This window comes from Butyricicoccus sp. AF18-9LB (assembly GCF_027684505.1).
Classification (GTDB): domain Bacteria; phylum Bacillota; class Clostridia; order Oscillospirales; family Butyricicoccaceae; genus Agathobaculum; species Agathobaculum butyriciproducens.
The window spans coordinates 42,771-67,742 of sequence record NZ_JAQCWA010000012.1 but is presented as its reverse complement, the minus strand read 5'-3'; the positions used below and the strand labels follow the sequence as shown (position 1 = coordinate 67,742).

At 57.5% G+C, this 24,972-nt stretch carries 27 protein-coding genes and 1 other annotated feature; of the genes, 5 read left to right on the top strand and 22 right to left on the bottom strand.

The genetic code is table 11. The features are described from left to right. The first annotated feature begins 228 nt into the window (after positions 1-228). On the top strand, positions 229-1,422 hold the full coding sequence (locus PGY33_RS08900; RefSeq protein WP_110436717.1) for an aminotransferase-like domain-containing protein: 1,194 nt from the start codon (positions 229-231) through the stop codon (positions 1,420-1,422). A gap of 5 nt (positions 1,423-1,427) precedes the next feature. Continuing rightward, complete coding sequence (locus PGY33_RS08895; RefSeq protein WP_118480188.1) at positions 1,428-2,426, top strand: D-isomer specific 2-hydroxyacid dehydrogenase family protein; 999 nt, start codon at positions 1,428-1,430, stop codon at positions 2,424-2,426. 12 nt (positions 2,427-2,438) lie between these two features. Here the strand turns inward: PGY33_RS08895 and PGY33_RS08890 are convergent, their stop codons facing one another. Continuing rightward, positions 2,439-3,293 carry a LysR family transcriptional regulator gene (locus PGY33_RS08890; protein ID WP_158575155.1) on the bottom strand — a complete coding sequence of 285 codons (855 nt, stop codon included), beginning with the start codon at positions 3,291-3,293 and terminating at the stop codon, positions 2,439-2,441. Positions 3,294-3,336: 43 nt separating this feature from the next. Between PGY33_RS08890 and PGY33_RS08885 the strand changes: the two genes are divergently transcribed. Continuing rightward, positions 3,337-4,251 (top strand): AEC family transporter, encoded by a 915-nt coding sequence (locus tag PGY33_RS08885; protein ID WP_270478272.1) that lies wholly within the window; start codon positions 3,337-3,339, stop codon positions 4,249-4,251. A gap of 83 nt (positions 4,252-4,334) precedes the next feature. On the opposite strand, the gene tyrS is transcribed toward PGY33_RS08885, so the two are convergent. The 21 genes from tyrS to PGY33_RS08780 all read right to left on the bottom strand — a co-directional run bounded on the left by tyrS (position 4,335) and on the right by PGY33_RS08780 (position 22,154). Further along, entirely contained in the window at positions 4,335-5,558 is a 1,224-nt protein-coding gene (tyrS, locus tag PGY33_RS08880) for a tyrosine--tRNA ligase (RefSeq protein ID WP_118480194.1), read from the bottom strand. 105 nt (positions 5,559-5,663) lie between these two features. Beyond that, positions 5,664-7,343, bottom strand: a complete 1,680-nt coding sequence (gene recN, locus PGY33_RS08875) for a DNA repair protein RecN (protein WP_118480196.1) — start codon at positions 7,341-7,343, stop codon at positions 5,664-5,666. Between the two features lie 18 nt (positions 7,344-7,361). Further along, on the bottom strand, positions 7,362-7,817 hold the full coding sequence (locus tag PGY33_RS08870; RefSeq protein ID WP_110436711.1) for an arginine repressor: 456 nt from the start codon (positions 7,815-7,817) through the stop codon (positions 7,362-7,364). Between the two features lie 33 nt (positions 7,818-7,850). After that, on the bottom strand, positions 7,851-8,702 hold the full coding sequence (locus PGY33_RS08865) for an NAD(+)/NADH kinase (protein ID WP_118480198.1): 852 nt from the start codon (positions 8,700-8,702) through the stop codon (positions 7,851-7,853). Continuing rightward, complete coding sequence (locus PGY33_RS08860) at positions 8,699-9,520, bottom strand: TlyA family RNA methyltransferase (RefSeq protein ID WP_117490678.1); 822 nt, start codon at positions 9,518-9,520, stop codon at positions 8,699-8,701. The genes PGY33_RS08865 and PGY33_RS08860 overlap by 4 nt, the downstream gene beginning before the upstream one ends. Then, complete coding sequence (dxs, locus tag PGY33_RS08855; protein WP_270478270.1) at positions 9,495-11,372, bottom strand: 1-deoxy-D-xylulose-5-phosphate synthase; 1,878 nt, start codon at positions 11,370-11,372, stop codon at positions 9,495-9,497. The genes PGY33_RS08860 and dxs overlap by 26 nt, the downstream gene beginning before the upstream one ends. Before the next feature lie 45 nt (positions 11,373-11,417). Further along, positions 11,418-12,002: a hypothetical protein gene (locus tag PGY33_RS08850; protein ID WP_202183305.1), complete on the bottom strand. Its 585-nt coding sequence runs from the start codon at positions 12,000-12,002 to the stop codon at positions 11,418-11,420. 861 nt (positions 12,003-12,863) lie between these two features. Next, a complete protein-coding gene (locus PGY33_RS08845; RefSeq protein ID WP_118480202.1) occupies positions 12,864-13,748 on the bottom strand; it encodes a polyprenyl synthetase family protein in 885 nt (294 codons plus the stop codon). Then, positions 13,745-13,981, bottom strand: a complete 237-nt coding sequence (xseB, locus tag PGY33_RS08840) for an exodeoxyribonuclease VII small subunit (protein ID WP_117490672.1) — start codon at positions 13,979-13,981, stop codon at positions 13,745-13,747. Before xseB ends, PGY33_RS08845 begins: the two co-directional genes overlap by 4 nt. Before the next feature lies 1 nt (position 13,982). After that, a complete protein-coding gene (xseA, locus tag PGY33_RS08835; protein ID WP_270478266.1) occupies positions 13,983-15,257 on the bottom strand; it encodes an exodeoxyribonuclease VII large subunit in 1,275 nt (424 codons plus the stop codon). Positions 15,258-15,355: 98 nt separating this feature from the next. After that, entirely contained in the window at positions 15,356-16,285 is a 930-nt protein-coding gene (locus PGY33_RS08830; RefSeq protein ID WP_270478265.1) for a DNA-binding protein, read from the bottom strand. Then, on the bottom strand, positions 16,278-16,757 hold the full coding sequence (gene nusB, locus PGY33_RS08825) for a transcription antitermination factor NusB (RefSeq protein WP_270478263.1): 480 nt from the start codon (positions 16,755-16,757) through the stop codon (positions 16,278-16,280). The genes PGY33_RS08830 and nusB overlap by 8 nt, the downstream gene beginning before the upstream one ends. Positions 16,758-16,913: 156 nt before the next feature. Continuing rightward, positions 16,914-17,360 (bottom strand): Asp23/Gls24 family envelope stress response protein, encoded by a 447-nt coding sequence (locus PGY33_RS08820; RefSeq protein ID WP_110436702.1) that lies wholly within the window; start codon positions 17,358-17,360, stop codon positions 16,914-16,916. 103 nt (positions 17,361-17,463) lie between these two features. Further along, positions 17,464-17,994: a SpoIIIAH-like family protein gene (locus tag PGY33_RS08815; protein ID WP_118480206.1), complete on the bottom strand. Its 531-nt coding sequence runs from the start codon at positions 17,992-17,994 to the stop codon at positions 17,464-17,466. Positions 17,995-18,024: 30 nt separating this feature from the next. After that, positions 18,025-18,570: a hypothetical protein gene (locus tag PGY33_RS08810; RefSeq protein WP_270478261.1), complete on the bottom strand. Its 546-nt coding sequence runs from the start codon at positions 18,568-18,570 to the stop codon at positions 18,025-18,027. After that, positions 18,567-19,043: a stage III sporulation protein AF gene (locus PGY33_RS08805; RefSeq protein ID WP_118480210.1), complete on the bottom strand. Its 477-nt coding sequence runs from the start codon at positions 19,041-19,043 to the stop codon at positions 18,567-18,569. Before PGY33_RS08805 ends, PGY33_RS08810 begins: the two co-directional genes overlap by 4 nt. Continuing rightward, the gene (locus tag PGY33_RS08800; protein WP_118480212.1) at positions 19,040-20,152 is read right to left on the bottom strand and encodes a stage III sporulation protein AE; all 1,113 of its coding nucleotides are present in this window, start codon (positions 20,150-20,152) and stop codon (positions 19,040-19,042) included. Before PGY33_RS08800 ends, PGY33_RS08805 begins: the two co-directional genes overlap by 4 nt. Then, positions 20,149-20,535, bottom strand: coding sequence for a SpoIIIAC/SpoIIIAD family protein (locus PGY33_RS08795; RefSeq protein WP_118480214.1), 387 nt, complete (start codon positions 20,533-20,535; stop codon positions 20,149-20,151). Before PGY33_RS08795 ends, PGY33_RS08800 begins: the two co-directional genes overlap by 4 nt. Positions 20,536-20,537: 2 nt before the next feature. Continuing rightward, positions 20,538-20,732, bottom strand: a complete 195-nt coding sequence (gene spoIIIAC / locus PGY33_RS08790) for a stage III sporulation protein AC (RefSeq protein WP_110436696.1) — start codon at positions 20,730-20,732, stop codon at positions 20,538-20,540. Positions 20,733-20,745: 13 nt separating this feature from the next. Beyond that, entirely contained in the window at positions 20,746-21,264 is a 519-nt protein-coding gene (locus PGY33_RS08785) for a stage III sporulation protein AB (RefSeq protein ID WP_158575157.1), read from the bottom strand. After that, positions 21,258-22,154 (bottom strand): stage III sporulation protein AB, encoded by an 897-nt coding sequence (locus PGY33_RS08780; protein ID WP_270478255.1) that lies wholly within the window; start codon positions 22,152-22,154, stop codon positions 21,258-21,260. Before PGY33_RS08780 ends, PGY33_RS08785 begins: the two co-directional genes overlap by 7 nt. A gap of 290 nt (positions 22,155-22,444) precedes the next feature. After that, positions 22,445-22,695 (top strand) — a binding site (T-box leader). 78 nt (positions 22,696-22,773) lie between these two features. Between PGY33_RS08780 and aroF the strand changes: the two genes are divergently transcribed. Further along, positions 22,774-23,790: a 3-deoxy-7-phosphoheptulonate synthase gene (gene aroF / locus PGY33_RS08775; protein ID WP_270478253.1), complete on the top strand. Its 1,017-nt coding sequence runs from the start codon at positions 22,774-22,776 to the stop codon at positions 23,788-23,790. A 127-nt stretch (positions 23,791-23,917) separates the two neighbouring features. Next, entirely contained in the window at positions 23,918-24,961 is a 1,044-nt protein-coding gene (gene aroB / locus PGY33_RS08770) for a 3-dehydroquinate synthase (RefSeq protein ID WP_270478252.1), read from the top strand. Positions 24,962-24,972: the final 11 nt, after the last annotated feature.

Below are 24,972 nucleotides of genomic sequence, written 5' to 3'. Positions count from 1 at the left end.
TCATATTCGAGTGATTCTGACTCCTACTATTATCGCAGGTTTTGCGTGATTCTTCAAGGCATAGCATGTATTCTTTCCCGTTATATCGTCATAAACAACAGATATTGGACAAATTTCTTGTGCAGGTTTACAATAGAACCATCAGCAAAGGCGCTGAAACCTACCGACTAAGGGGTTTCAGCACCTTTTTGTTTTCTTGTATTCCAAATCTTAACAGGAGCGATAGATATGCAGTATGAAATTTCCAACCGAATGTCTGACGTACACGGTTCGGCCATCCGCGAGCTGTTCAAGCTGGGCGCGGACCCGAATATGATCTCGTTCGGCGGCGGCAACCCGTCCGCGGAGACTTTCCCGGTTCCCGAGATTGCGGACATCATCGCGGACGTCATGAAGAACGCACCGGTCTCTGTTCTGCAGTACGGTCTGTCCGAGGGCTACACGCCGCTGCGCGATACGATGAAGGACTACCTCACCCGCACACAGGGTTTTGATTTCGAGAACAATGAGCTGTTCATCCTGTCCGGCGGTCAGCAGTGCGCCGACTTGACCACTAAAGTTCTGGTAAACGAAGGCGATGTCATTCTGACTGAGGACCCGGCCTTTGTCGGCTGCCTGAACACATTCCGTTCGTATGGCGCCAAGCTGATCGGCATTCCGATGCAGCAGGATGGCATGGATACGGATGCGCTCGAGGCCGCTCTCAAGGCGCACCCCGAGGCCAAGCTGCTGTACACGATTCCGTCCTTCCAGAATCCGTCCGGCATCACGACCACGCTCGAAAAGCGCAAAAAGGTGTATGAACTCGCGTGCAAGTACGATATCGCCATTCTTGAGGACAACCCGTACGGCGAGCTGCGCTTTTCCGGCGAGGATGTGCCGACCATCAAGTCGATGGACACCGAAGGCCGCGTGCTGTATGCAGGCAGCTTTTCCAAGGTTATGGCTCCTGCGTTCCGACTGGGCTTCCTCGTGTTCAACAAGTCGCTCACCATGCCGCTGACCATCGCCAAGCAGACCACCGATGTGCACTCTAACGTGCTGTTCCAGTATGTCTGCAACGAGTACATGACCAAGTACGATTTTGCCGCGCACCTCGACAAAGCGCGTGACGTATACCGCGCTAAGTGCAATCTCATGCTCGATACCATGCGCCGCACCTTCCATCCGGCGGTCACGTTCTCGCAGCCGGAAGGCGGCCTGTTCGCCATGGCCTTCCTGCCGGACGGCATGGATTCGCAGCCGTTTGTCCGCGAGGCGATTCAGCGCGGTGTACTCTGCGTGCCCGGCTCAGCGTTCCTGGCAGACGAAAAGCAGGTGTCGAACGCCTTCCGCCTCAACTATTCTACCCCGACCGACGAGCAGATCGTCAAGGGCATTGAAATTCTCGGCAAGCTCACCCACGAATGGATCAAGGAGTAATAAAAATGAAAGTTATGGCATTCAACGCCCGTCCGGACGAACGCGCGTTTTTCGATCACTTCAGTCAGTCGCTTGATATGGACCTTACGCTGCAGAAGGACACGCTGACCCTCGATAATGTTGCGCTGACCCGCGGCTGCGACGGCATTTCCTGCACTTGCGACCTGCCTGCGCCGATTCTGGAAAAGCTGGCCGAGAACGGTGTCCGCTATGTGGCCCTGCGCACCATCGGCTACGACAATGTAGACCTGAAAGCTGCAGAGCGTCTCGGCATCCGCGTATCCCACGCCGGATATTCGCCGTATGCGGTTTCCAACTACACGGTCATGCTCATGCTGATGTGCATCCGCAAGGCCGGCTACATCATGTTCCGCTCGCACACCGCAGACTACTCGCTCGGCGCATCCGGCGCGGCGCGCGGCATGGAGATGCAGAACCTGACCGTTGGCGTCATCGGCACCGGTCGTATCGGCAAAGCCGTTATTCACAATCTGTCCGGCTTTGGCTGCCGCATTATCGCGCATGACCCGTACCCGTCCGAGGAAATGAAGCAGATGGGCGTGGAGTACGTTTCGCTCGAGTCGCTGTACGCGCAATCCGATGTCATCACACTGCACACCTTCCTCAACGACAGCACCTACCACATGATCAACACCGAGGCTATTCAACAGATGAAGCCGGGTGTTGTCATCATCAACTGCGCACGCGGCGCTCTGATCGACACCCGTGCTCTGATCGACGGCATTGAGTCCGGCCGTGTAGGCTCGGTCGGCGTGGACTGCTTTGAGGGTGAGGATGACGTGATCCGCGTCGATCACAATTACAACAGCCGCGTCACCAACCACGATTACATCATCCTGAAATCCTTCCAGAACACTATCGTTACCCCGCATGTTGCGTTCTTCACCGATCAGGCGGTGTTCGATATGGTTCAGTGCTCGCTCGAAAGCCTGCATCAGTTTGAACTCGGTGAAAAAGTTCCTCTCGAGGTACACGCCGCATGACCTGTCGCGGATTTACGCCATCTGCGCAAAATACCGCTCCAAATACGCAGTAAACGCGCGAATGCTCTGCGTGCGGAACCGTCCGAGCGTCTGCACATAGATATACCGGCGGCACTGTGCGTCCTTGATGTGCAGCAGCCGCACGCCTGCGTCCTCGCAGACCTGCCGCCACTCGCCGGACGCGACCAGTGCAACACCCATGCCGCACGACAGCAGTCGGATCTGCAAGGCCGCGCTGTCGCACTCGATAGCGGCGTGCATCTCCATACCTGCTGATCGGAAAATATGCTCGGAAATCTGCCGGAACGACTGCGAATTGCTCAGCGCTATAAACGGGTCGTCGGCAAGTTCTGTCAGCGATACGCTTTCCCGATCGGCATACCGGTGTCCCTCGGGCACAGCCACGCACATCTCCTCATCGTACAGCAGGACGGCACCCGCAGGCACCTCGTCCCGCGATACCGCGGAATCGAGCAGCAGGTCGCTGCCCTCGGGCGTGCTGCTGATGCGCAGATCCAGATTGCCGTACTCAGCGGAAAACCCCGCGAGTATCTCGCTGATACGCTCCGCACACGACAGCGCACAGATGCACAGACCGCCTGTCCGGTGCAGGCTCTCCTCAATTTCGCCGCGTGCGTCGCGCTCGGCTTCCAGTATCGTCCGTGCGTACCGCAGCAGGATATCTCCCTGCTCGGTGCGGCGCAATCCCTTTCCCGTTCGCTCGAATAACTCGGCTCCCAGCTCGCTTTCCAGATTCCGTATGGTTTTGGATACAGCGGGCTGCGCCACGTTCAGGCTCTCGGCGGCACGCGTCATATTTTCGTATTTAGCTACGGCGGCAAACTGCCGAAGCTGGTATAATTCCATTGCGTTCCCCTCCATTCTATGAAAGTACAGGAAAATTTCCCTTATGATTACTCAAATTCTGCTTCAGCAGACGATCATCATGTTTCTTTTGATGATGCTCGGCCTGCTTCTTTCCCGCCGCGGCATGATAACCGAACAGGGCAGCCGTGATCTATCCAACGTGCTGCTGTATGCGGTCATTCCGTGCGTTATCCTGCGCAGCTACATGTCCGAGTTCAGCATGGACAAGCTGCGTGCCATGGGCATTTCGGCTGTTATCGCGGTGATTGCGTTTATCGCGTCCATCGGCGTGGCGTACCTCACCTGCGGTACTCGGCACCGGATTGAAAACTTTGCGGTCGCGTTCGGCAACGCCGGCTTCATCGGTATTCCGCTCGTCACAGCCGTGTTTGGCGCGGAGGCGGCGTTCTACGTTGTCTCGTACAGCACGCTTGTCAATCTGCTGCAGTGGACGTACGGTATTGTTATTATATCAGGCAAAAAGGAAACCATCAATCTGAAAATGGTGTTCGTCAACCCGGTTTTCATTTCCATGGTAATCGGTCTTATCCTGTTTGTGACTCAGCCGACACTGCCCTCGGTCGTCACCGGCACGATCAGCTACATTGCGGACGCCAATACTGCTCTGGCGATGATTATTCTCGGTTTCTACCTGTCCAAAGTACGCCTGCGCGACCTGTTTGCGAGTGCAAGGCTGTACGTTGTCTCTGCCGTGCGTCTGCTTGTCGTTCCGGCGGTGACAGTGCTCATCTTCCTGCTGTTTCCCTTTGCGCGCGGCGAAATCACGCTGATTACGCTGATCGCAGCGGCAACGCCGGTTGCCAGCAGCACAGCTATCTTCGCGCAGAAGTTCGATCAGGATTACCGGCAAGCGGTGTCGTATGTATGCCTGTCCACCATTCTGTCCGTGGCAACGCTGCCGCTGGTAATGCTGGTGGCTGAACGCTTTCTTTCCTAAAACCAGATAACAAAAGCGGCGCAGACCAATCAGTCTGTGCCGCTTCTTTGCGTCTTCTTGAAAATGTCGTTCCGTGACAGACGTTATCCCAGAACAACCTTATGGAAAGTCTTTTTGCCCTTCTTGATCATGCACTCCTCGTTAAAGAAGTCCTTGGTCAGCTGCTGCTTGAAGTCCGCGACCTTTTCACCGCCCAGCGATACGCCGCCGCCCTGCACCAGCTTGCGCGCCTCACCGTTGGAGGACGCGAGGCCGCACTTCACGAGCAGTGTCAGCACACCGATCTGGCCGTCAGTGAAGTCCGCATCGGTCAGCGTGGTGGTAGGCATGTTGGCAGCCGCACCGCCGGAAACGAAGATCTCCTTGGCAGCGGTCTGTGCCTTTTCGGCTTCCTCCTTGCCGTGTACCAGAGCGGTCAGCTCGTATGCGAGGATTTCCTTTGCCTTGTTCAGCTGTGCGCCTTCCCAGTTATCCATCGCCTCGATCTCCTCAAGCGGCAGGAAGGTCAGCATACGGATGCACTTGAGCACGTCCGCATCGTCCACATTGCGCCAGTACTGGTAAAAATCGTAAGGAGAAGTCTTGTTCGGATCGAGCCAAACTGCGCCGGAAGCGGTCTTGCCCATCTTCTTTCCCTCAGAATTGAGCAGCAGGGTTATGGTCATGGCATGCGCGTCCTTGCCCAGCTTGCGGCGAATCAGCTCTGTACCGCCGAGCATGTTGCTCCACTGGTCGTTGCCGCCGAACTGCATGTTGCAGCCGTAGTTCTTGAACAGGTAGTAGAAGTCGTAGGACTGCATCGGCATGTAGTTGAACTCGAGGAAGCTCAGACCCTTCTCCATGCGCTGCTTGAAGCACTCGGCACGGAGCATATTATTAACCGAGAAGCACGAGCCGATGTCGCGGATAAACTCGATGTAGTTGAGGTTCATCAGCCAGTCGGCGTTATTTACCATCTGCGCCTTGCCCTCACCGAATTCGATGAAGCGCTCCATCTGCTTCTTGAAGCAGTCACAGTTGTGCTGGATGGTCTCGACGGTCATCATCGAGCGCATATCGGTACGGCCGGACGGGTCGCCGATCATAGCGGTGCCGCCGCCGATCAGCGCAATCGGCTTGTTGCCTGCCATCTGCATGCGCTTCATCAGGCAGAGCGCCATAAAGTGGCCAACATGCAGGCTGTCCGCGGTCGGATCGAAGCCGATGTAGAAGGTTGCCTTGCCGTTGTTGATCATCTCGCTGATCTCTTTTTCGTTCGTTACCTGCGCGATCAGACCGCGCGCTTTCAGTTCGTCGTAAAGCTGCATTATTCTGTCTCCTGTATTTCAATTTGTTTGCATTCTATGATAAAAGAGTCCGAATACCGTTACGGAGCACGCTCTTTTCTGCGTTCGTCTATGATTACCACGGGTTCACGCCCCCTGTCCGGCCGCATCGAGCAGTTCCTCTGCATTGCGGCGTGCTGTATCCGAGATTTCCTCGCCGGAGAGCAGACGTGCAATTTCGTCTACGCGGTGTGCTCTGTCCATCGGGCTGACATCGGTGTAGCTGCGGCCGTCCCGCACGGATTTGGAAATGCGCAGGTGATGGTCGCCCATGGCGGCAATCTGCGGCAGATGGGTAACGCACAGCGTCTGCTTCTTTTTCGCAATCGCGGACAGCTTGCGGCCGATCTGCTGAGCCGCATGGCCGGAAACGCCGGTGTCGATCTCGTCAAAAATCAGCATACCAACATCTTCGCCCGCTGTCAATACGTTTTTGAGCGCCAGCATGATGCGGCTCAGCTCGCCGCCGGAGGCCACCTTGGAGAGCGGCTTTTCCGGCTCACCCGGATTGACCGAAATCTCAAACGTCACGGTGTCGCAGCCGTGCGCGGACAGCTTAGTTCCGGTACGGACCGCAACCCGCATTTTCACCTTGTCCATGTCCAGTTCACTCAGCTCGCGCACGATTTCGCTCTCCAGCTGCTTTGCAGCCTTGCGGCGCTGCTCGGTGAGTTCCGCCGCGATGCCCTTGGCTTCCGCAAGCATATCGCGGTACTGCTCCCGCAGTTCTTCCCTGCGGTCGTCCGCATTCTCGAGTGTATCCAGTTCGGCGGTTATCTTCTCGAGGTACGCAAGGATTTCCGGAATCGTACCGCCGTATTTCTGCTTCAGACGGTAGATTTCGTCCAGGCGCTGCTCGACCATCTCGCGCTCCGCCGGAGAAAAGTCCAGATTGTCCCCCTGACTTGCCACGCTGTCGCGCAAATCTGCCGCCAGCAGGCGCACTTCCTCGGCCTGCTCGGCCATGCCGTCGAAGGCATCCGACACTTCGCGCAGGCTCTCGATGGCGTTTGCCGCCTGATCGAGCAATTCACACGCACCCGCAATTTCATCGTCACCCGAGAGCGCCATACGTGCCTGCTCGAGTGCACCCGCGATCTTGCCCGCGTGATCGAAATACGCCTTGCGCTGTGCAAGCGCCTCATCCTCATCGGGTTTAAGTGCCGCCTGCTCGATTTCCTCCTTGTGGAAGGTCAGCATATCGATGCGCTGCAGGCGTTCCTGCTCGCCGGTCTCCAACGCAGTAATTTCCCGCCGTAGTGTCACCAGCGCCTGATATTTCGGGCGGTATCGCTCGAGTATCTCGGCACAGCCTGCGTAGCCGTCCAGATATTCGATGTGATGCGCTTCATCGAGCAGCTTCTGGCCGTCATTCTGACCGTGAATGTCGATCAGGTACGGCGCCAGCTGCCGCAGGACAGCCGCACTGGCCGGCTTCATATTCACGCGGCAGGTGCTCTTGCCGTCTGCGGAAATCTGCCGCTGAACGTACAGCGTGTCCGGCTCGTCACCGGAAAGTGCAAGCTCGTCAAGCAGTTCGCGCAGAGCACGCGGCAGATCGGTGAATACCGCGCTGACAAAGCCCTTCTGCGCACCCGAGCGCACTAAGTCGCGGCTGACGCGCTTGCCGAGCAGCGCACCGATCGAATCAATAACGATACTCTTGCCCGCGCCGGTCTCGCCGGAAAGCACGGTCAAACCCTTATCAAGTTCGATGTCTGCACGTTCGATGACCGCTATATTTTCAATGTGGAGTAATTGCAGCATTGCCGCCTTATCCCTCGCTTACTTTAGAATGTCTCTTGCCTGTTTGCAGAACTTTTGCGCGCTGTCGTTATCGCGCATAACGGCGAATACGGTATCGTCGCCGCCAAGCGTGCCGACCACATCGGGTGCGCGCATGGCATCAATCGCCATTGCCGCCGCCTGACCCAGACCGGGCAGTGTTTTAATGACGACCATGTTCTGCGCCGCATCAATATCCGTGACGCATTCACGGAAAATGTTGCGCAGACGCGTGGTGAAGCTATCCGCCGCACCGGCGTTCGAGGAGGTATACTTGTACTTGCCGGTCTCCGAGGAGAGCGTCTTGATAAGCCGCAGCTCCTTGATATCGCGCGAAATGGTCGCCTGTGTGGTGTTGTAGCCGAGTGCCCGCAGATGTGCGGTCAAATCCTCCTGCGTTTCAATCTCAAACCGGTCGATGAGATCGAGGATTTTTGCCTGTCGTTGAAACTTCATCGTTCGCGTTTTCCTCTCTTATAGCAGCGCCGCTCACAGCTTCTGCTGTAAAATTCGATAAAAACTATTGCCTTTCAGACGAATCAGCCGCGTCTGCAGGTCGGAACGGGTGATAATGACCCGATCATCCGGCCGCACGGCAAAGCCCTGTCCGCCGTCTGCCGAAATGAACACCTCACTGCCGCCCTCACAGGCTGCGGTGATGGATACGCTGCGCTCGGGCGCAAACACGAACGACTTTGCCGCCAGTGCGTGCGCACAGATGGGAATAACAGCGATGTTTTCCGCGCTCGGCTCAATGACCGGGCCGCCTGCCGACAGACCGTAGGCCGTTGAGCCGGTCGGCGTTGCCGCGATCACGCCGTCACCGTTAAAGCGGGTGACCTCCTCGTTGTCCGCCGAAATGCCGACGCGCACCACGCGGAACGCGGTGCCCTTTGCGATAACAATATCATTGAGCGCGTCGTTCTCATACACGATACGCCCGCCGCGCTGCACAGCAACATGCAGCATCATGCGGCTGTCCAGTGAAAATTCACCGGTGAACAGCTTTTCCATTTTGGGCAGCTCAGCCGGTTCCAGTTCGGTCATAAACCCGACATGACCCACGTTGATGCCGAGCAGCGGCAGCTGATTCTTCGCCGCCTCTCGTGCCAGACGGAGCATGGTTCCGTCTCCGCCAAGCACGACCGCCATATCCGCAAACTGCACGGCGTCCTCGGTTTTCATGTAATCCGCGTCCTCAATGATGGGCGGCACGACCCGCATCTGCTTGGGCAGCATAAGCCGCACGCCGTCACGCCGCAGCTGATCGCACACCGGCTGCAGGATATCGCGCGCGCTGTCCTTGCGCAGATTGGGATAGATGAAAACGTTCTTCATCATGCCTTTGCGTCCAGTTCCTCATGTGCCTGACGGACAACGTCTGCCAGATCCGGAATGTGCTCCTCGCCCTGCTTTGCCAGATAGCCGAGAAATTCAATGTTGCCCTCTGGTCCCTTGATGGGAGAAAACGTCACATCAAGCACTTTAAAGCCTGCCGCATGCGCGTTTTCCACATAATTCTGCAGCACCTCAAGGTGAATCTCCGGCTCACGGACAACGCCCTTTTTGCCGACCTTGCCCTTGCCGGCCTCAAACTGCGGCTTGATAAGGTTGGCAACATGGCCGTCCTCGGTCAGCAGGCTGGAAACGACCGGCAGTACCAGCTTGAGGGAAATAAACGACACGTCGATGACGCAGAACGACGGCGTTTCCTCCAGCATATCCGGCGTTACATAGCGGATATTGGTGCGCTCCATGCACTTGACACGCGGATCCTGACGCAGACTCCACGCCAGCTGGCCATAGCCGACGTCGATGGAATACACCTTGCGCGCACCGCGGCGCAGCAGGCAGTCGGTAAAGCCGCCGGTCGATGCACCAACGTCCATCACGACCAGATCGGTCGGGTCGATGTTAAAGTAGTTGAGCGCCTTCTCGATCTTCTTGCCGCCGCGGGACACAAATGCGTTCTCGTTGCCGCGAACCTCCAGTTCGGCGTTTTCGTCAACCATATCGCCTGCTTTGCCCGCCTTCTGGCCTGCAATGTAAACGATTCCCTCCATAATCGCAGTCTTTGCACGCTCCCGCGAGGGACAAAGGCCCTTTTCAAACAGCAATACGTCCAGTCTCTTCTTAGCCAACGCTGTTCTCCTTCCCATTCCGATTTTTCATGATATATGCCGCAATGCCCTCGGCATCAATGCCGCAGTGACGGTACAGCTCGTTTACGCCGCCGTGCGGCAGAAAGCGGTTGCCGGTGTTCAGAAGATCGGTACGCTCGCTGCGGTGCGCGGCAAGCCACTCACCGACGCTGCCGTTCGGCACAACGTCCTCCGCAACCACACACCAGCCGCCCAGCTTTTCCTTCACCTCGGCATACGCCTGTTCCAGTCCGCTGCCGATTTCATTTACCTTGTAAACCTGTGCGCGGATACCCTCGTGCATGAGGATTTCCGCGGCGTCGATCGCCTGATTGACCATAATGCCGTGTGTGACGATCGTCACCTCACTGCCGGATTGCTCGTGTACGCACACGAGCGGCTGTGCCGACAGCTCCCTGCGGTACGCGCCTTCGCTGCCGCGCGGGTAACGGATAGCGACCGGTCCGGTCTCCCTGTAAATCGCACGGGACAGCATGGCTCGGAGTTCCGCAAAGTCGGACGGACAGAAAATCTTCACGCCCGGGACAGACCGCAGGAACGCGATATCCAGCACACCATTATGCGTTGCGCCGTCCGCGCCGACAATGCCCGCGCGGTCCACGCACAGGACAACGTGCAGACCTTCGATTGCAATATCGTGAACGATCTGGTCGTAAGCGCGCTGCAGGAAGGTCGAGTAAATGGCCGCTACCGGCACCAGTCCCTGTGCCGCCATACCGGCCGCCATACCGATGGCGTGCTCCTCGGCGATGCCGACATCGAAAAAGCGTTCCGGAAATTTCTCCGCAAAGCGGGTCAGTCCCGTGCCGGACGGCATAGCCGCTGTGATTGCGCAAATGCGGTTGTCCTTCTCGGCGAGTGCGCAAAGCTCTTTGCCGAAGAACGCAGAGAAGTCCTCCTTCTTCGCGGCAAGCGGTGCGCCTGTTACGCGGTCGAACTTGGAAACGCCGTGGTATTTCTCCGGATGCTGCTCACTCGGGGCATATCCTCTGCCCTTCTGTGTCATAACGTGCAGCAGAACCGGTTTTTTCATTTTTTTCGCCAGTGCGATGAACTCACACACGCTCTTGATGTCATGACCGTCCACCGGACCGAGATAGGTAAAGCCCATCTGCTCGAACAGCGAGGTCGGCAGGACAGCCCGCTTGATCTTCGCCTTGAAGCGCGATACCGCGCGCGTGATGGTTCCGCCGCCCGGAATGCGGCTGAGTCGCTCCTTGATGCGGGTTTTTGCACGCAGATATTGCGGGCTGACACGCAGGCGAGACAAATGGCGGCTAAGTCCGCCGACATTCTTGGCGATCGACATATTGTTGTCGTTGAGCACCACGAGCAGCGGCTCCCGAGAGGTGCCGGCGCTGCTCAGCGCCTCATATGCCATGCCGCCGGTCAGTGCACCGTCGCCGATGACCGCGACAATGTGGTATTTCTGGTTTTTAATCGTGCGTGCATGCGCCATGCCGAGCGCCACCGAAACCGAATCCGAGGCATGTCCCGTGATACACGGGTCGGTGATGCTCTCCTCCGGCTTCATAAAGCCGCACAGACCGCCGTACTGCCGCAGCGTGTCAAAGCGGTCGCGCCGACCGGTCAGGATCTTGTGGACATAGCACTGATGACCTACATCGTAGATGATGCGGTCGCGTGAGGAGTCGAACTCGCGCTCGAGTGCGACAGCCAGCTCTACAATGCCCAGATTGGACGCCAAATGACCGCCGGTCTGCGACACCGAGTCCACAATGAACTCGCGCAGCGCAGCGCACAGCACGCCGAGTGTGTCGTACGACAGTCCGCGCAAATCGGCAGGACTGCTTATATTGTCTAAAATTCCGTATCGTTTCTGCTTCATCAATATCCCCACCTTTGGAAAGGCAGTTTATCTGTATTTATATCGTTACTTTCGGTTATCCAGCTTGAGCGGCAGAACGGACAGCACGCGTCCGCAGAGCGCCAGCACCTTGCTGCTGCACATCACCGCGATTCCCTTGCCGGCTGCCTTGCCGCCGATGGTCAGTGCCGAAACCAGACCGGTAATCAGCAGAGATACCACAACCTTGAGTCCCGCACTCACCCCCGAGGTGATATGTGCAACAATGAGTGCTCCGGTCGCACCGGAGATAATGCCGCAGATATCGCCCACCACATCGTTGCAGATGCTGGAAACCTTCTCTGCGTTTCGCACCATCCAGACCGCCTCGCGCGCGCCGCGCACACGGTGGGCCGCCATCGAGTGAAATTCCTTCTCGGTCGCCGAGGTGGATGCTACGCCGATCATGTCAAACACAATGCCGAGCGCAATGAAGAGCAGCAGCACCGCAAAGGACAGAATCGTGCCCGCACTGGCCAATGCTTCGTTCGAGATATAGGACATGACAACGCTCAGCGCAAAGCTGATGACGGTGATCAAGCCGACCCATGCGGTATTAACAGCCTTGGGCTTTTGCGGCGGTTTTTTCTTTTGTTTGTCGGTCGTATCCACTGAAGATAACTCCTTCACCGATTTTTGCCCCGGATTTATTCCATAATAGCAGAAAATTGCGGCAAACCGCAAATTCCGCCGCCGGGACGTATAGACAATACCGCATAGCGGTGTTGCCTTTATAACCGCTTTCGCGGGTTCTTTATTAAGGTAAGTGACGGCAGACCGAGTAAATCTTGCGGCTTGAGGTTCGGTTGGTTTTCCCCGCGGACTGCCTCGCGTCGCCGTCAAGGGGGTTTCCCATTAAAGTCCGTGCCGAGATGTTACCATGTTCGGGACCGAATTGCCACTGAGTCCGCACTGCAATCCACGGTCTGCCTCGTTAGAATAGCCTAGGTGATTTCCACTACAGTCAAAACGATTCTTAGCCTCTTTTGCAGACATGGTTTCAAAAGTCAATTCCCGCGGCGTTCCTGGCCGGGAAACCGCAGGCGGATACCTTATTCACCATGGCCACTCAAGGCAGGCTACACTGCACACAGCACTTTGGTCCTTACGTCGGTGATCAATCCTTTGTAACTTCCGCTGCACCGCATTGCAGGTTTCATCCCGTGCCGTTGGACGTCCATCAATCTCTTATGAAATGCTATAGGCATCCGACAGTCACGGGTCTCCACGGCAAGAGGGTCGGTACTTCATGCCATTGAAGCGCGCCCTCAAGCCTTAACCTCCAGCATCCACCCCAAACTGGGCGTAAGAAGCAAACACCAGAGACTTCATCGATATGCCCGTCTACGGATTTTTAGGCCCGTCTTGGGAATCGCATGAACTGACTAGGATACTACGTCACTTATCTGTTATATTAACACAGAACGCATAAATATTCAAGAAATGTGTGTAAATTTTATGTGAATGTGTGTCTTACCTGGTGCGGCCGGTCAGGCTGCGCGCCAGTTCGACGAGGAACGCATGACCGTCCAGCGGTTTTACCGCGTCCACCGTTTCCTCGGTCAGCTTTGCCGCAAGCTCTCGGCATTCCTCCAGACCGAGCAGCGATGGAAATGTGGATTTCTCACTGGCCGCGTCCTTGCCGATGGATTTTCCGAGTGTTGCGGCATCTCCCTCAATATCGAGGATATCGTCCTCAATCTGGAACGCCAGGCCCAGCTTTTCGCCGTAAGCGCGTGCCCGAGTGAGGGTGTCCTCGTCAGTCGCACCGGCAGCCGCACAGCCGAGTTCACACGCCGCACGGAGCAGGCACCCGGTCTTCAGCTTCTGCAGCAGACGCAGCTCGTCGAGCGAGATTTTGCGGTGCTCGGCGCCCATATCGAGCACCTGACCGCCGATCATGCCATTCATGCCCGCGTTTTCGCCCAGAATACGAATGCAGCGCACAATGGTCTCCGCCGGAACATCCTTTGCCGCCGAAGCCGTCTCAAAAGCCGCCGTCAGCAGTCCGTCACCCGCGAGGACCGCCGTCGCTTCATCGAAAGCCTTGTGGCAGGTCGGTCTGCCGCGGCGCAAGTCGTCGTTGTCCATACACGGAAGGTCATCGTGGATGAGTGAGTAGGTATGGATCATCTCAAGCGCACACGCGAACGGCAGCGCCTTCTCGATATCGCCGCCGCACAGGCGGCAGAATTCCAGCACGATCACCGGGCGCAGGCGCTTGCCGCCTGCCATCGCGGAGTACTTTGCAGCCTCGAAAATGCGGTCGTAGCCCTCGCTGGTCTCCCGCGAGAGGTATTTCTCCAGTGCAGGTTCAATGAGCGCAATATCTGCCTTTAACTGCTCGGAAAACGTCATTTTGCTTCCTCCTCTGCCGCAAACGGCTGCTCTGTGAGTTCACCCTGCATGTTCTCCTGCATGACGGTGACCTTCTGCTCGGCCTTGTCCAGCAGCTTGCCGAGGGACGCGGACAGTCTGGTGCCCTCCTCGAACAGCTTCATGCTTTCGTTCAGCGGTGCTTCACCGCGCTCGAGCAGCCGCACAATCTCTTCCAGACGTGCCATCTGGCTTTCAAATGTTCTTTCCGCCATGTTACTTGTCCTCCTCGATATCGGTCACGCGGCAGTCTGCCGCACCTTCTGCAAATTGAATATGCAGGGTGTCTCCCTGCTTGAGTGCCGCTGCATCGGTTACGACCGTATGCTTGGCGCCCTTGGTCGCTACCGCGTAGCCGCGGCCCAGAACGCGCAGCGGGCTCATTGCGTCGAGTGTCGCCACAGTCTGTGCGAACCGCAGTTTACAGCGGTGCAGACCGCTTTGTCCTGCCGTGAGCAGGCGCTGCCGCAGTCCGTTCAGTCGGTTGTGCTCGGTCTCCAGCCGCGCCGGAACCGCTGAAAGCAGGCGTTCCTCGGTCTGTGTCAGCAGCAGGCGTTTTTCCTCGATGTATTTCATCGGTGTGCGGTTCGACAGCCGCTCCTGCAGACCGTCCAGCAGCTTTCTCTGCTGCTCTGTTCTGCGGTGCGCCGCCGTGTGCAGACGTGTATCCAGTGTGCGTAAGTTCAGCGCGTACTCGGCTCTGTCAGGCACGGCAAGCTCTGCCGCACCGGACGGCGTAGGCGCACGCAAATCGGCAACAAAGTCCGCAATCGTGAAATCCGGCTCGTGTCCGACCGCGGAAATCACCGGAATCTCGGACGCAAAAATCGCCCGGGCGGTCACTTCCTCGTTGAACGCCCACAAATCCTCCATCGAGCCGCCGCCTCGGCCGCACAGAATGACATCTGCTTCGCCGATGGCGTTCGCCAGAGCAATCGCGCGTGCAATACTCTCTGCCGCGCCCTGACCCTGCACCTGTGCAGGATAGAGCACGACCTTCGCCAGCGGCCACCGGCGTCCTAAAATGCGTATCATGTCGCGCACCGCCGCGCCGGTCGGCGAGGTCACGAGCGCGATACTGTCCGGACAGGACGGAATCGGCTTCTTGTACCGCTCGGAGAACAGGCCTTCCGCCTGCAATTTAGCCTTGAGCTGCTCAAACGCAAGGTTGAGCGCACCTGCACCGTCCGGAATGATCTCGGAGACGTAAAGCTGCACCGCGCCTGTGCGCGGGAACGAGCTGACGCGCGCCTTGACGATGACCTTCATGCCGTTCTGCAGACGGAATTTCAGCCGCATCGCGTCCGAGCGGAACATGACCGCATTGATGGCCGCATTTTCGTCCTTGAGCGTCATGTAGTGGTGCCCGGACGAATGCGCCTTGTAGTTCGAGATTTCGCCCTGCACCATTAACCCGCGGTAGCCGGGAACCGCATCGAGCAAGTCCTTTATTTCATTGTTTAATTGAGATACTGTGTAAATCGTTGCCATTCCAACAAGTTAGGAGTGAGGAGGCAGGACTGAGGAGTTTGGTTCATTTTCCATCCTCCATTTTCAATTTTCCATCCCTACCACCTAACTCCTACCTCCTATCTGTTACAGAGTTTTGCCGCCAGCACTGCCACACCCACAGCATTATCTCCCGAAAGTGTCGGCTCCGCGAAGGAGATCTCCCCGCCGAACCGTTTATTCATGCGGGCACGGATGATCTGGCTGGCCATGACGCCGCCTGCGCACAAAATCGGGCAATGATACTGCTCGCGTGCCTGCTCGGTGGCTTTGATAACGGCATTTGCCACGGTCTCGAGCGCAAAACGCGCCATCTGCTTTGGCTCGGCGGTCTTGAATTTATTCTCTACCTGATTCTGCATACCGGAGAGCGAAAATTTACACTCGTTTACCTTGGGTTTGAAACCCTTTTCCGGCTCGGCGGTAAGCGCCAGCGCGTCCAGTGCGCCGCCGGACGGGAACGGCAGACCGAGCAGATTTCCCGCGCGATCGAGCAGCTGACCGGCTGCAAGGTCGGTCGTGCCGCCGATGCAGGTGCAGTCCGGCAGGCCGTCCGCGCCGCACTTCACATGCAGCAGCTCACTCGTGCCGCCGGACAGGTGCCACGCCAGGAATTCGCCGTCAAGCAAATCCAGCTTGCCAGCCGACAGCGCTGCCGCCGCGATATGTCCCTGCTGATGGGAAACGGTAAAAAGCGGCACGGAAAGCAAATGCGCCGCGCTCCGCGCGACGCTCTCTCCTGCCAGAAAACACGGCATATACGAGCCTTCCACCGCGCGGGGACGGGTGCTGACGCCGATAGCGTGCACCTCTCCCTGCGGCAGAGCCTCGATTTTTTCATGCAGACGCACGGTATGCTGGAACAGCGCATCCGACTGGCGCAGACCGATCGCGCCTTCCGGCACGGTCAGCAGTCCGCCGCGGTTGACCCACTCACCGGTCTCGGCGTTGTAAATCGCCGCTGACGTGCGATAGTTGGACGTATCAATTCCCAGAAAGCGCTCAGGCATTGGTGCTCTCCTGCTTTCCCTGCGGGAACTCTGCACGAGCGGCAGAGCCGAGCACGCCGTTGATGAAGGAAGCGGCATCCTCGGTGTCGTACTTCTTCGCCAGCTCAACGGCCTCGTTGATGGCTACGCCGACCGGAACGTCGTCTACATCGCGCATCTCAAAGAGCGCCAGACGCAGTACCGCGATCGTCATATGGGACAGACGGTTGAGCGACCAGCCCTTGGAATTGGCCTCGATAATGGTATCGAGCACCGGCAGGTCGTTTGCCACACCCTTTACCACCGTGCGGATATACGCGGTCTGTTCCTCGCTCAGCTTGCCCGCATACAGTGCGATATCTCCGCTGATGGACTTCATGATTTCCTCATCCAGTCGCTCGTTCAGGTTTTCTTCTTCAAACTGCTGGAACCCCATCTCAAAAATCAGGTGCAGCGCAATTTCTCTTGCTTTTGTTCTGCTCATCACACACATGCGGCAGGACCTCCTATATTCTACGCAAATTTTGCCTATTATTCAGTATAACTATTTTATCCTATTTTCGGGCAAAACGCAAGGCGGTATTCCATATTTCATAAAACCGGACAACAAAAAACAGGCACAGCCGCAGCCATGCCTGTTTTGCTTATGTTACTCGGCGTCTGCCGTCTCCGCCGGAGTTTCGGTCTCGGACGGTGCCGGCTCGGCCTTTTCCTCAGCCGAAGCGGACGGCTTGAATGTCACGCCGCCGACATGCACGTTGATCTCGACAACGCGCAGACCGGTCATGGACTCGATCGAGGACTTGACGTTCTCCTGCACTTCCTTTGCCACATCGCAGATGTTGTAGCCAAACAGTGCGAGGAAACCGATTTCCACCTTAACGGTATCATCGTCGCCGAGTTCGATACGAACGCCCTTGGACAAATTCTTTTTACTGATAAAGCCGACAATGTCGCTCGTCAGGCTGGAATATAAACCGCTGACACCCTTGGTTTCCGAGGCCGACAGTGCTGCGATAGACGCAACAACATCCTCAGAGATACGGATAGAGCCCTGATCGCTTTCGGTGGACCAGTACTCCTTGTGATCTGCCATAGTGCTCACTCTCCTTTTTTGAGACAATCCCATCATCCGGTATTGTCTAAGAGCATTATAGCACAGTTTGTGTAAAAAGCAAAGTAAAAATACACGATGTTCATTAAGACGCTTCCACGATTTTGATCTGCCCCGCTGTCATGCCGGTCTCCGAGATAACGATATCGCGGATAACAGCCACGTCCTCAGCCTGCAGACCACCGTCCGGCGGCGCTACCACGATATTCGCGCTGCTGTCACCGAGCATCACAACTGCGTCCTCGTAGCCTTTGGCGCGAATCAGGCTCTCGATGTTGGCTTCGGCCACCGTGTCATCCGCCAGTGCGGAAATCTGTGCCGCCGCATCGTCTTTTGCACTCTGGTCTGCGGTGTCGCTCTCACTGAGTTCCTTGAGTGTGCTCACCGCTTCGTCTCGCGCCTGCGTACGCGTCAGCCGCGAGGACGCAAAATAATCGCTCTCACCGGCGGCACTGTCCGCCGAGGTATCGGTCTGCGTATCCGCCTGTGCGTCGGTCTGCTGCGCCGCAAGAAGGTCCTCCGGCGTGTCAACGTAGCTCCAGTTCAGGTAAGCCGCTGCGCACAGCAGCAGCGCGATCACACCGTAGACCGCTCCGCGTTTTTTGATCTTCTTCATCTGCCTGCCCTCCTAACGAATTGGTATACCTTATGTATCGGATTGCATTTTCAGAACCGTAACTTTGTCTGCGCCGATGCCGCACACCGTGCTCACCGCCTGTGTGACGGACAGCCGAACGGATGCGTCATCCGCGCCATCGCACAGCACGACCGCACCGCGGAATACCGGCAGAACGCGCTTGACCGTCACGGGCGTTTCGCCGCAGCTGCCGTTCGAGACCACGCTCACATCGCTTTCCCGGCTGCGGCTGTCACTCCCGCTTGTCTGGCGGGTGTTGACCGCGTAGACCGATTCCTCGGTCTGATCGAGCGACAGCATGAGCTCCACACGTCCGGCGCCGGAAATCCCCGAAAGCCTCGTCTCCAGTTCCTGTTGAAAATCGTTCAGGTCGAACGACTGCGAAACCGTTGTATCCGCACTTGTGGTCTGCACCTGCTCCGTGTTTCCGCTGTGCCCCGAGGTGAGCAGCAGCACGCCCGCGAGCAATACCGCCAGTACGGCCCGGTATTTCTTCAAAACCGGCAGGATTTTCTCCTTGACGGCAGTTAAGTTTTCGTTATCCGGCAGTTTCATCTTGCGATCAGCTCCTGTCGTTCTGCGGGTACGCCGCATTCCTTGGTCAGCAGACTTTGCAGCTCGGACAGGCGATTCGCCGCTGTACTGTCGTAGTACACGGTCACTTTATCGACCTGCAGCAAGCCGTCCGCGTCATTTGCCATCTCCACATTCACCGTGCACGGAATACCGGCTTCCTCCGCACGCTGCTGCACCGCCTTCGCAATGCTCGCCGCGACCGTGCTCATCGTGGTCTGCATGTTGCGCGCCTGCATTTCGTCTAAGTCGCTCTGCGAGACGCTGCTCTGCCAGTTCCACGACAGCAAGTGCAGTCCCGCCAGCGGCTGCAGGAGCGCCAGCAGCATGAGCAGACCGGCGGCTGTCCGCACAACCTCTTTTAAGGCTCCGCCGCCTGCCAGCTTGAGCGCCACCGCAGACGCGGCTCCCGCGATCGTCACGCGCAGTAATATTGTTTGCAGTAATTCAGTCATATCGGTTTCACCATCGCCACCATATACACGAGTTCGAGGAATAAAATCATACAGCAGGTGCTCAGCATGCCGAGCAGCAGACCAAAGCCGGTGCCCACGTTTTCGAGGAACCGCTTCATGCCGTCCGAGCACAGCGGCGAGAGTACAGCAGCCCCCGCCTTGTAGCACAAATAGCTTGCTCCCGCCCGAACGAACGGCACAAAGCAGATAGCCGCTACACACAGCATCCCGAAAATGCCGATTGAGCCGCGCAGCAGAGCCGCACCGGACAGCATGGTTTCGGTCGCGTCCGAAATCACACCGCCGACCACCGGAACCGCACCGGACACCGCAAGTTTCGCGGTCTTGAGCGTCATGCGGTCCACGTTGCCGGAAACACCGCCCGCTATCGCAAGATATGCGGTGAACAGCGTTAAAATGAGTTTAAGTACACCCGAGGTCAGGGATTTTATGCCGTCTGCGATGCCGCGCAGCATGCCGTTGCCTGCCGCGGCATCCACCGCCGTGATAGCAAGATACGCGCACGCCGCCGGAACAAGCAGGGCGTTCACCAGCCGTATCACAAGATCAAACACCACCATGGTCGCCGCCTGTAAAACCGTTGCGGTCGCCGTGTTGCCGCCGGTCGCAAGTACAGTGGCGAGCACCGGCTGGAGCGTGCCCGAAAACACGCCGATCTGGTCGAGCGTGTCGCGGCAGAGCGACAGCACACCCGTGAAATCCCGCAGTAGCACTGCCGCACAGCCGAGTGCCGCCGCCATGTCGATCCAATCGTTGGCCTCTCCGCCCGCCGCCGCAGAAAAGCCGCGCGCCGCCGAGGCCAGCAGCACAATCACGGCTACGCGCAACAGTCCGCCAAGTGCAGTCCGAATCGCACTTTGGCTGTCCGAGGTCATGTTTTCCAGCACGCGGGAGACCGAATCCGACAGCGTGTCCGCGTTTTCCGGCGATACGCCGTCAAGGTATTGCCGCGCACTGTTCGGCATAGCGTCAGTCAGGCTGCTGCCGCCGACTGACTGCACCTGTTCCTCACTCACAGCCGCATGCGCGAACGGCAGGAACAGCAGGAGCACGAGAATGGCATTCAGCGCCAGTTTGCGTTTGCTCATACCGCCCACTCCGTAATAAGGTCGAGCACCTGCTCGAAAAGCGGCAGGCACACGGAAAGCGTCAGGACAGCGCCTGCAATCTCCATCTTGGCGGCAAGCGCGGATTGACCGGCGTCCCGGCAAAGCGCGGCTGCGATCCGCACCACGACCGCCACACCGACTGCCTTGCACACCGGCAGATACAGCGCGGAATCCAAGCCGCACTGCGAGAACAGACCGGAAAACCGCTGCGCCGCGCTTCCGGCTGCGCTGAACACCCGCAAAAGCAGGATCACGCCTGCCGTCAGCACCAGCAGAAACGCGATAGCGGGCGCGTCCTTTTTCAGCACCAGTGACAGCGTGAGCGCCGCAAGGACAATGCCGCAAATCAAGCCTAATTCCATCGTCAAAACCCAAATACATTTTTCATCATGGTGAACAGGCGGTCGATTTCCTGAACAATCAGCATCAAAACGACAATTAAACCCGCGAGTGTCGTCATCAGCGCCTGCTCCTCCCTGCCCGAGCGGGAGAGCAGCTGTCCGAGCACCGCCACTAAAATTCCTACCGCCGCAATGCGGAAAATCAGATCAACATCCATCGTTTTCCTCCGCTTAGATCAGCACCAGAATCACCAGCAGACCGAGCGCAATGCCGCAGGTCCGGTACAGATTTCCCCGATTTGCCAAATCCTCCTGCGCTGCCTCCCGCGAGGCCGCCAGCCGCCGCTCCACCTGCGACAGTCCGGTCAGTTGCTCGTCCGCATCGTAGCGGCCTAAGTAGTTTGCGGCGTCGCACAGAATATCGCACTCCTGCGCGCCAAGTCCGACCTGTGCGCGGCAGTCCCGCAAGGTGCTGCGCCACAGGTAGCCGAGCGACAGACCGTTCTGCTCCCGCAGGCGGCGCTGCAGCGTGCGAAAGACTTTGCGGATAATCGGCTGCTCGTTTTCCGTCAGCAGACCGACAATTTCCGGCATAGGTGTCCGTCTTCCGGAAATCTCGCTGCGGATAAGACCGAGCGCAAGCAGCATGGCGTCTGCCGCCGCCACTCTGCGCCGCAGATTTTGCCGCGCGGACAGTCCGAGCGCCGCACATGAGCCGAACACCATCACCGAACCGATTAGCTTTAACATTTCGTCTCCTCCCATCGTTCCATGCGGTAGACCCGCTGTCCGTCCCGTTTTTCGATAATAACCGCCTGATGAAATGCGCCGAGCGCGAGCAGCTCACGGTAGATCGGCCGCTGCCGCAGATCATCCAGCCCGGCCGCGTGTGCACACGCAATCACTGCCGTTCCGCAGTGCGTGCAGAGCGATACCGCCTTTGCGTCCTCAGGCGCAGTAATTTCATCAAGAGCGAGCAGGGCAGGCGACATGGTTTTGAGCAGCATGACCGCCGCCTGCCATTTCGAGCAGCCTTCCATCACATCCGTGCAGCGCCCGACCGCAAGCTGCGGTACACCGTCCGCAAGAGCGGCAATCTCGCTGCGCTCGTCCGCAATCGCAGCAGTGAAACCGCGGTCGGAGAAGTAGCGCACCCACTCTCTCAGCAAGGTCGTTTTGCCATATCCCGGCGGTGACAGGAGCAAGGCAGACTGCGGCTCGTCCGTTCCTATCCAACGGGCAATCTGCGCCTGTAAATCCTCAGCTTGATGTGCAATGCGCAGGTTGATTGAACTCAGGCCGCGCACCCCAAGAACGTGGCCGTCCTCTTCGGCGGCTGTGCCGCAGATGCCCAGTCGATGCCCGCCGGATAACGTCAGAAAGCCGTGCCGCAAACTGTCTGTATAACTATGCACGGAATACTGCGCGGCTCGGCTGAGCATCTCGCGCAGCTCCGCCGATGTGACCGCCGCAAGAGGGAGCGGCCGCTCTCCAACGGCAGTTTTCGCCGCAGGCGGCTGTCCCGCGCGAAAGCGTAATTCCTCGATGTCCTCCGGCCTGTCCAGCCGCTCCAGCTGCGCCCGCCGTATCGGCGGCAGGCACGAAATCGCCTGCCGGAAAGCCGCTTTTCGTTTGTCCATTTTCATCACCACTATAGACTATGCCGCAGATTACCAAAGTAGAATGGCAAATTGAGAATTGAGGATGGAAAATGAATGTTGTGATTGACCATTATCCTTCATTGCCAATCTGTATTGCAGGGCAGAATGACCTCATCCCGCCCCGCGGTGGTTCATTACGCATCCGCTTGACGTGCGGAAGGCCAGGGGCTTGTCAGAATATATGAAAATTTATGCATTTTTTCATTGAACCATGTCAAATCAGTCATTGACAACTCGCCCGTCCAGCGATATAATAAACACAAATATTGCACAAAGCGATGACAGAGGAAAGTAATCGTTCCAAGTGCGGCTTTCAGGGAGTGTCCGGCATGACTGGAAACGGACGCAGACGCCGGTACGATGAAGTTCCCTCCTGAGCTGCGGCGCTGAACCCGATCGAATTAGGCGCTGACGGATTTCCTCCGTTACAGGGATAGGATATATTTGTATCCGAAAAAGTGCGGCATTATGATGCCGAATGTGGGTGGTACCGCGGAACCGTTTGTCTTTCGTCCCTCTTTGTGGATGAAGGGCTTTTTTTATACCCATTCCGCCGTGACAAACAGCAAACACCACCTATATAAAGGAGATACACAACATGATCATCATTATGAAGCAGGGCACGACCCATGAGCACGTTGAGGAGCTGTCCCAGCATATCGAGCGCTGGAACGTAAAGGCAAACCCGATCTACGGCGAGGGCACCATCGTTATCGGTCTGGTTGGCGACACCGGCGCTGTTGACAAGGATGCCCTGATGCTCGACCCGCAGGTTGAGAACATCATCAAGGTGCAGGAGCCGTTCAAGCTGGCAAACCGCAAGTTCCATCCGGACAACTCTGTCGTTGAAATCGCTCCGGGCGTCGTTGTCGGCGGCAAGAAGCTGGTCGTTATGGCAGGTCCGTGCTCGGTTGAAAGCGAGGAGCAGATCATCGACGTTGCCAAGCACGTTCAGGCAGACGGCGCTACCGTTCTCCGCGGCGGTGCATGGAAGCCGCGTTCTTCCCCGTACTCCTTCCAAGGCCTGAAGGCTGAGGGTCTGGACTTGCTGCACAAGGCGCATGAGGCAACCGGTCTGCCGGTTGTCACCGAGATCACCAATCCGGCGCACATCGACATCTTCATGGACAAGTGCGACTGCTTCCAGGTCGGCGCACGCAATATGCAGAACTTCGAGCTGCTGAAAGAACTCGGCCAGACCCGCAAGCCGATCCTGCTCAAGCGCGGCTTCGCAAACACCATGGAGGAGTTCCTGATGAGCGCCGAGTACATCATGGCGGGCGGCAACGAGAACGTTATCCTCTGCGAGCGCGGCATCCGCACCTACGAGAAGTACACCCGCAACACGCTTGATATTTCCGCCGTTCCGGTGCTCAAGCGCATGAGCCATCTGCCGGTCGTCGTTGATCCGTCCCATGCAGGCGGCATTTACTGGATGGTCGAGCCGCTGGCAAAGGCTGCTGTTGCAGCCGGTGCGGACGGCCTGATGATCGAGGTTCACAACGATCCTGCACATGCTCTGTCCGACGGTGCACAGTCGCTGACCTACGATTCGTTCCACCACACCATGAACGCACTGCGCGCTGTTGCAGCGGCAGTTGACAGAGAAATCTGATACGCATTATAATGTAAGATAGCCGGAGGTCGGTGTTCCACCGACCTCCTTCGCAAATATAAAGGATAACGGCAATTACTAATTCCTCATTCCTAATTACTAATTCAACCAAAAGGGTGTTGTAAAAATGGCAGAAACGCTGAGTCTGACGGGCGCGAACGGCGTGTCCGAAATTCATATCGAAACCGGATTGCTGGACCATGCGGGCACGGTAATCCTCGAAACCTTTTCGCCCAGCCGCGTGCATATCGTGTCGGATTCAACGGTAGCGCCGCTGTATCTCGAGAAGCTGGAAAAGCAGTTCTCCCTGCCGGTGACGCACACGGTCATTCCCGCCGGTGAGGAGCACAAGCAGCTTTCCACGGTTGAAGGTATTTACCATGATCTGCTGACCGCCGGCATGACCCGCAAGGATTTGATTATCGCGCTCGGCGGCGGTGTTGTCGGCGACATCACCGGCTTTGCGGCGGCGACCTTCCTGCGCGGCGTATCACTGTGCCAGATTCCGACCACGCTGCTCGCGCAGGTGGATTCCTCGGTTGGCGGCAAGACCGGCGTTGATCTGCCCGAGGGTAAAAACCTCGTCGGCGCGTTCTATCAGCCGCGACTCGTGCTCATCGACCCGAACGTGCTCGCTTCCCTGCCGGACAGCACCTTTGCAGACGGCATGGCCGAGGTCGTCAAGTACGGCTACATTTCCAACCGGGAAATCCTGACGATGGTTTCTCAGCCGGACTACAAGTCCAACATTGAGAATATCATTTACGAGTGCGTTAAGATCAAGCGCGATGTGGTTGCCATCGACGAGCACGATACCGGTCTGCGCATGATACTGAACTTTGGACACACCATCGGCCACGCAGCGGAGAAGCTGGGCAATTACACCGACCTCACCCACGGTCAGGCAGTGGCGATCGGCATGGTGGCAGCGATGCGGCTGTCCGCTCTGCTGGGCAACGAGGATTTGACAGCGCCGCTCATCGACCTGTTGAAGCACATCGGTCTGCCGACCGAGCTGAAATACGACCGCGAGTCCATCTTTAATGCTCTGCTGTCGGACAAAAAGAAATTCGGTGCAACGGTCAACTTTATCCTCGTGCGCGAAGCCGGTCGGGCGGAAATCACCCCGATTGATGCAGAAAAGCTGCACGAATACGTTCTGAAGCTGTAAGGAGGGAGCAG

What these genes read in the sequence shown, in the direction of transcription:
- aroB (WP_270478252.1), top strand. Translation starts at nt 23,918, where the DNA reads ATGGCAGAAACGCTGAGTCTGACGGGCGCGAACGGCGTGTCCGAAATT.
- nusB (WP_270478263.1), bottom strand. Translation starts at nt 16,757, where the DNA reads ATGTGTGTGATGAGCAGAACAAAAGCAAGAGAAATTGCGCTGCACCTG.
- PGY33_RS08845 (WP_118480202.1), bottom strand. Translation starts at nt 13,748, where the DNA reads ATGACGTTTTCCGAGCAGTTAAAGGCAGATATTGCGCTCATTGAACCT.
- PGY33_RS08815 (WP_118480206.1), bottom strand. Translation starts at nt 17,994, where the DNA reads ATGAAGAAGATCAAAAAACGCGGAGCGGTCTACGGTGTGATCGCGCTG.
- PGY33_RS08830 (WP_270478265.1), bottom strand. Translation starts at nt 16,285, where the DNA reads ATGCCTGAGCGCTTTCTGGGAATTGATACGTCCAACTATCGCACGTCA.
- xseA (WP_270478266.1), bottom strand. Translation starts at nt 15,257, where the DNA reads ATGGCAACGATTTACACAGTATCTCAATTAAACAATGAAATAAAGGAC.
- PGY33_RS08895 (WP_118480188.1), top strand. Translation starts at nt 1,428, where the DNA reads ATGAAAGTTATGGCATTCAACGCCCGTCCGGACGAACGCGCGTTTTTC.
- recN (WP_118480196.1), bottom strand. Translation starts at nt 7,343, where the DNA reads ATGCTGCAATTACTCCACATTGAAAATATAGCGGTCATCGAACGTGCA.
- PGY33_RS08860 (WP_117490678.1), bottom strand. Translation starts at nt 9,520, where the DNA reads ATGGGAAGGAGAACAGCGTTGGCTAAGAAGAGACTGGACGTATTGCTG.
- aroF (WP_270478253.1), top strand. Translation starts at nt 22,774, where the DNA reads ATGATCATCATTATGAAGCAGGGCACGACCCATGAGCACGTTGAGGAG.
- xseB (WP_117490672.1), bottom strand. Translation starts at nt 13,981, where the DNA reads ATGGCGGAAAGAACATTTGAAAGCCAGATGGCACGTCTGGAAGAGATT.
- PGY33_RS08795 (WP_118480214.1), bottom strand. Translation starts at nt 20,535, where the DNA reads ATGGAATTAGGCTTGATTTGCGGCATTGTCCTTGCGGCGCTCACGCTG.
- PGY33_RS08890 (WP_158575155.1), bottom strand. Translation starts at nt 3,293, where the DNA reads ATGGAATTATACCAGCTTCGGCAGTTTGCCGCCGTAGCTAAATACGAA.
- PGY33_RS08900 (WP_110436717.1), top strand. Translation starts at nt 229, where the DNA reads ATGCAGTATGAAATTTCCAACCGAATGTCTGACGTACACGGTTCGGCC.
- PGY33_RS08820 (WP_110436702.1), bottom strand. Translation starts at nt 17,360, where the DNA reads ATGGCAGATCACAAGGAGTACTGGTCCACCGAAAGCGATCAGGGCTCT.
- spoIIIAC (WP_110436696.1), bottom strand. Translation starts at nt 20,732, where the DNA reads ATGGATGTTGATCTGATTTTCCGCATTGCGGCGGTAGGAATTTTAGTG.
- PGY33_RS08780 (WP_270478255.1), bottom strand. Translation starts at nt 22,154, where the DNA reads ATGGACAAACGAAAAGCGGCTTTCCGGCAGGCGATTTCGTGCCTGCCG.
- dxs (WP_270478270.1), bottom strand. Translation starts at nt 11,372, where the DNA reads ATGAAGCAGAAACGATACGGAATTTTAGACAATATAAGCAGTCCTGCC.
- PGY33_RS08805 (WP_118480210.1), bottom strand. Translation starts at nt 19,043, where the DNA reads ATGACTGAATTACTGCAAACAATATTACTGCGCGTGACGATCGCGGGA.
- PGY33_RS08810 (WP_270478261.1), bottom strand. Translation starts at nt 18,570, where the DNA reads ATGAAACTGCCGGATAACGAAAACTTAACTGCCGTCAAGGAGAAAATC.
- PGY33_RS08865 (WP_118480198.1), bottom strand. Translation starts at nt 8,702, where the DNA reads ATGATGAAGAACGTTTTCATCTATCCCAATCTGCGCAAGGACAGCGCG.
- PGY33_RS08870 (WP_110436711.1), bottom strand. Translation starts at nt 7,817, where the DNA reads ATGAAGTTTCAACGACAGGCAAAAATCCTCGATCTCATCGACCGGTTT.
- PGY33_RS08785 (WP_158575157.1), bottom strand. Translation starts at nt 21,264, where the DNA reads ATGTTAAAGCTAATCGGTTCGGTGATGGTGTTCGGCTCATGTGCGGCG.
- PGY33_RS08885 (WP_270478272.1), top strand. Translation starts at nt 3,337, where the DNA reads ATGATTACTCAAATTCTGCTTCAGCAGACGATCATCATGTTTCTTTTG.
- tyrS (WP_118480194.1), bottom strand. Translation starts at nt 5,558, where the DNA reads ATGCAGCTTTACGACGAACTGAAAGCGCGCGGTCTGATCGCGCAGGTA.
- PGY33_RS08800 (WP_118480212.1), bottom strand. Translation starts at nt 20,152, where the DNA reads ATGAGCAAACGCAAACTGGCGCTGAATGCCATTCTCGTGCTCCTGCTG.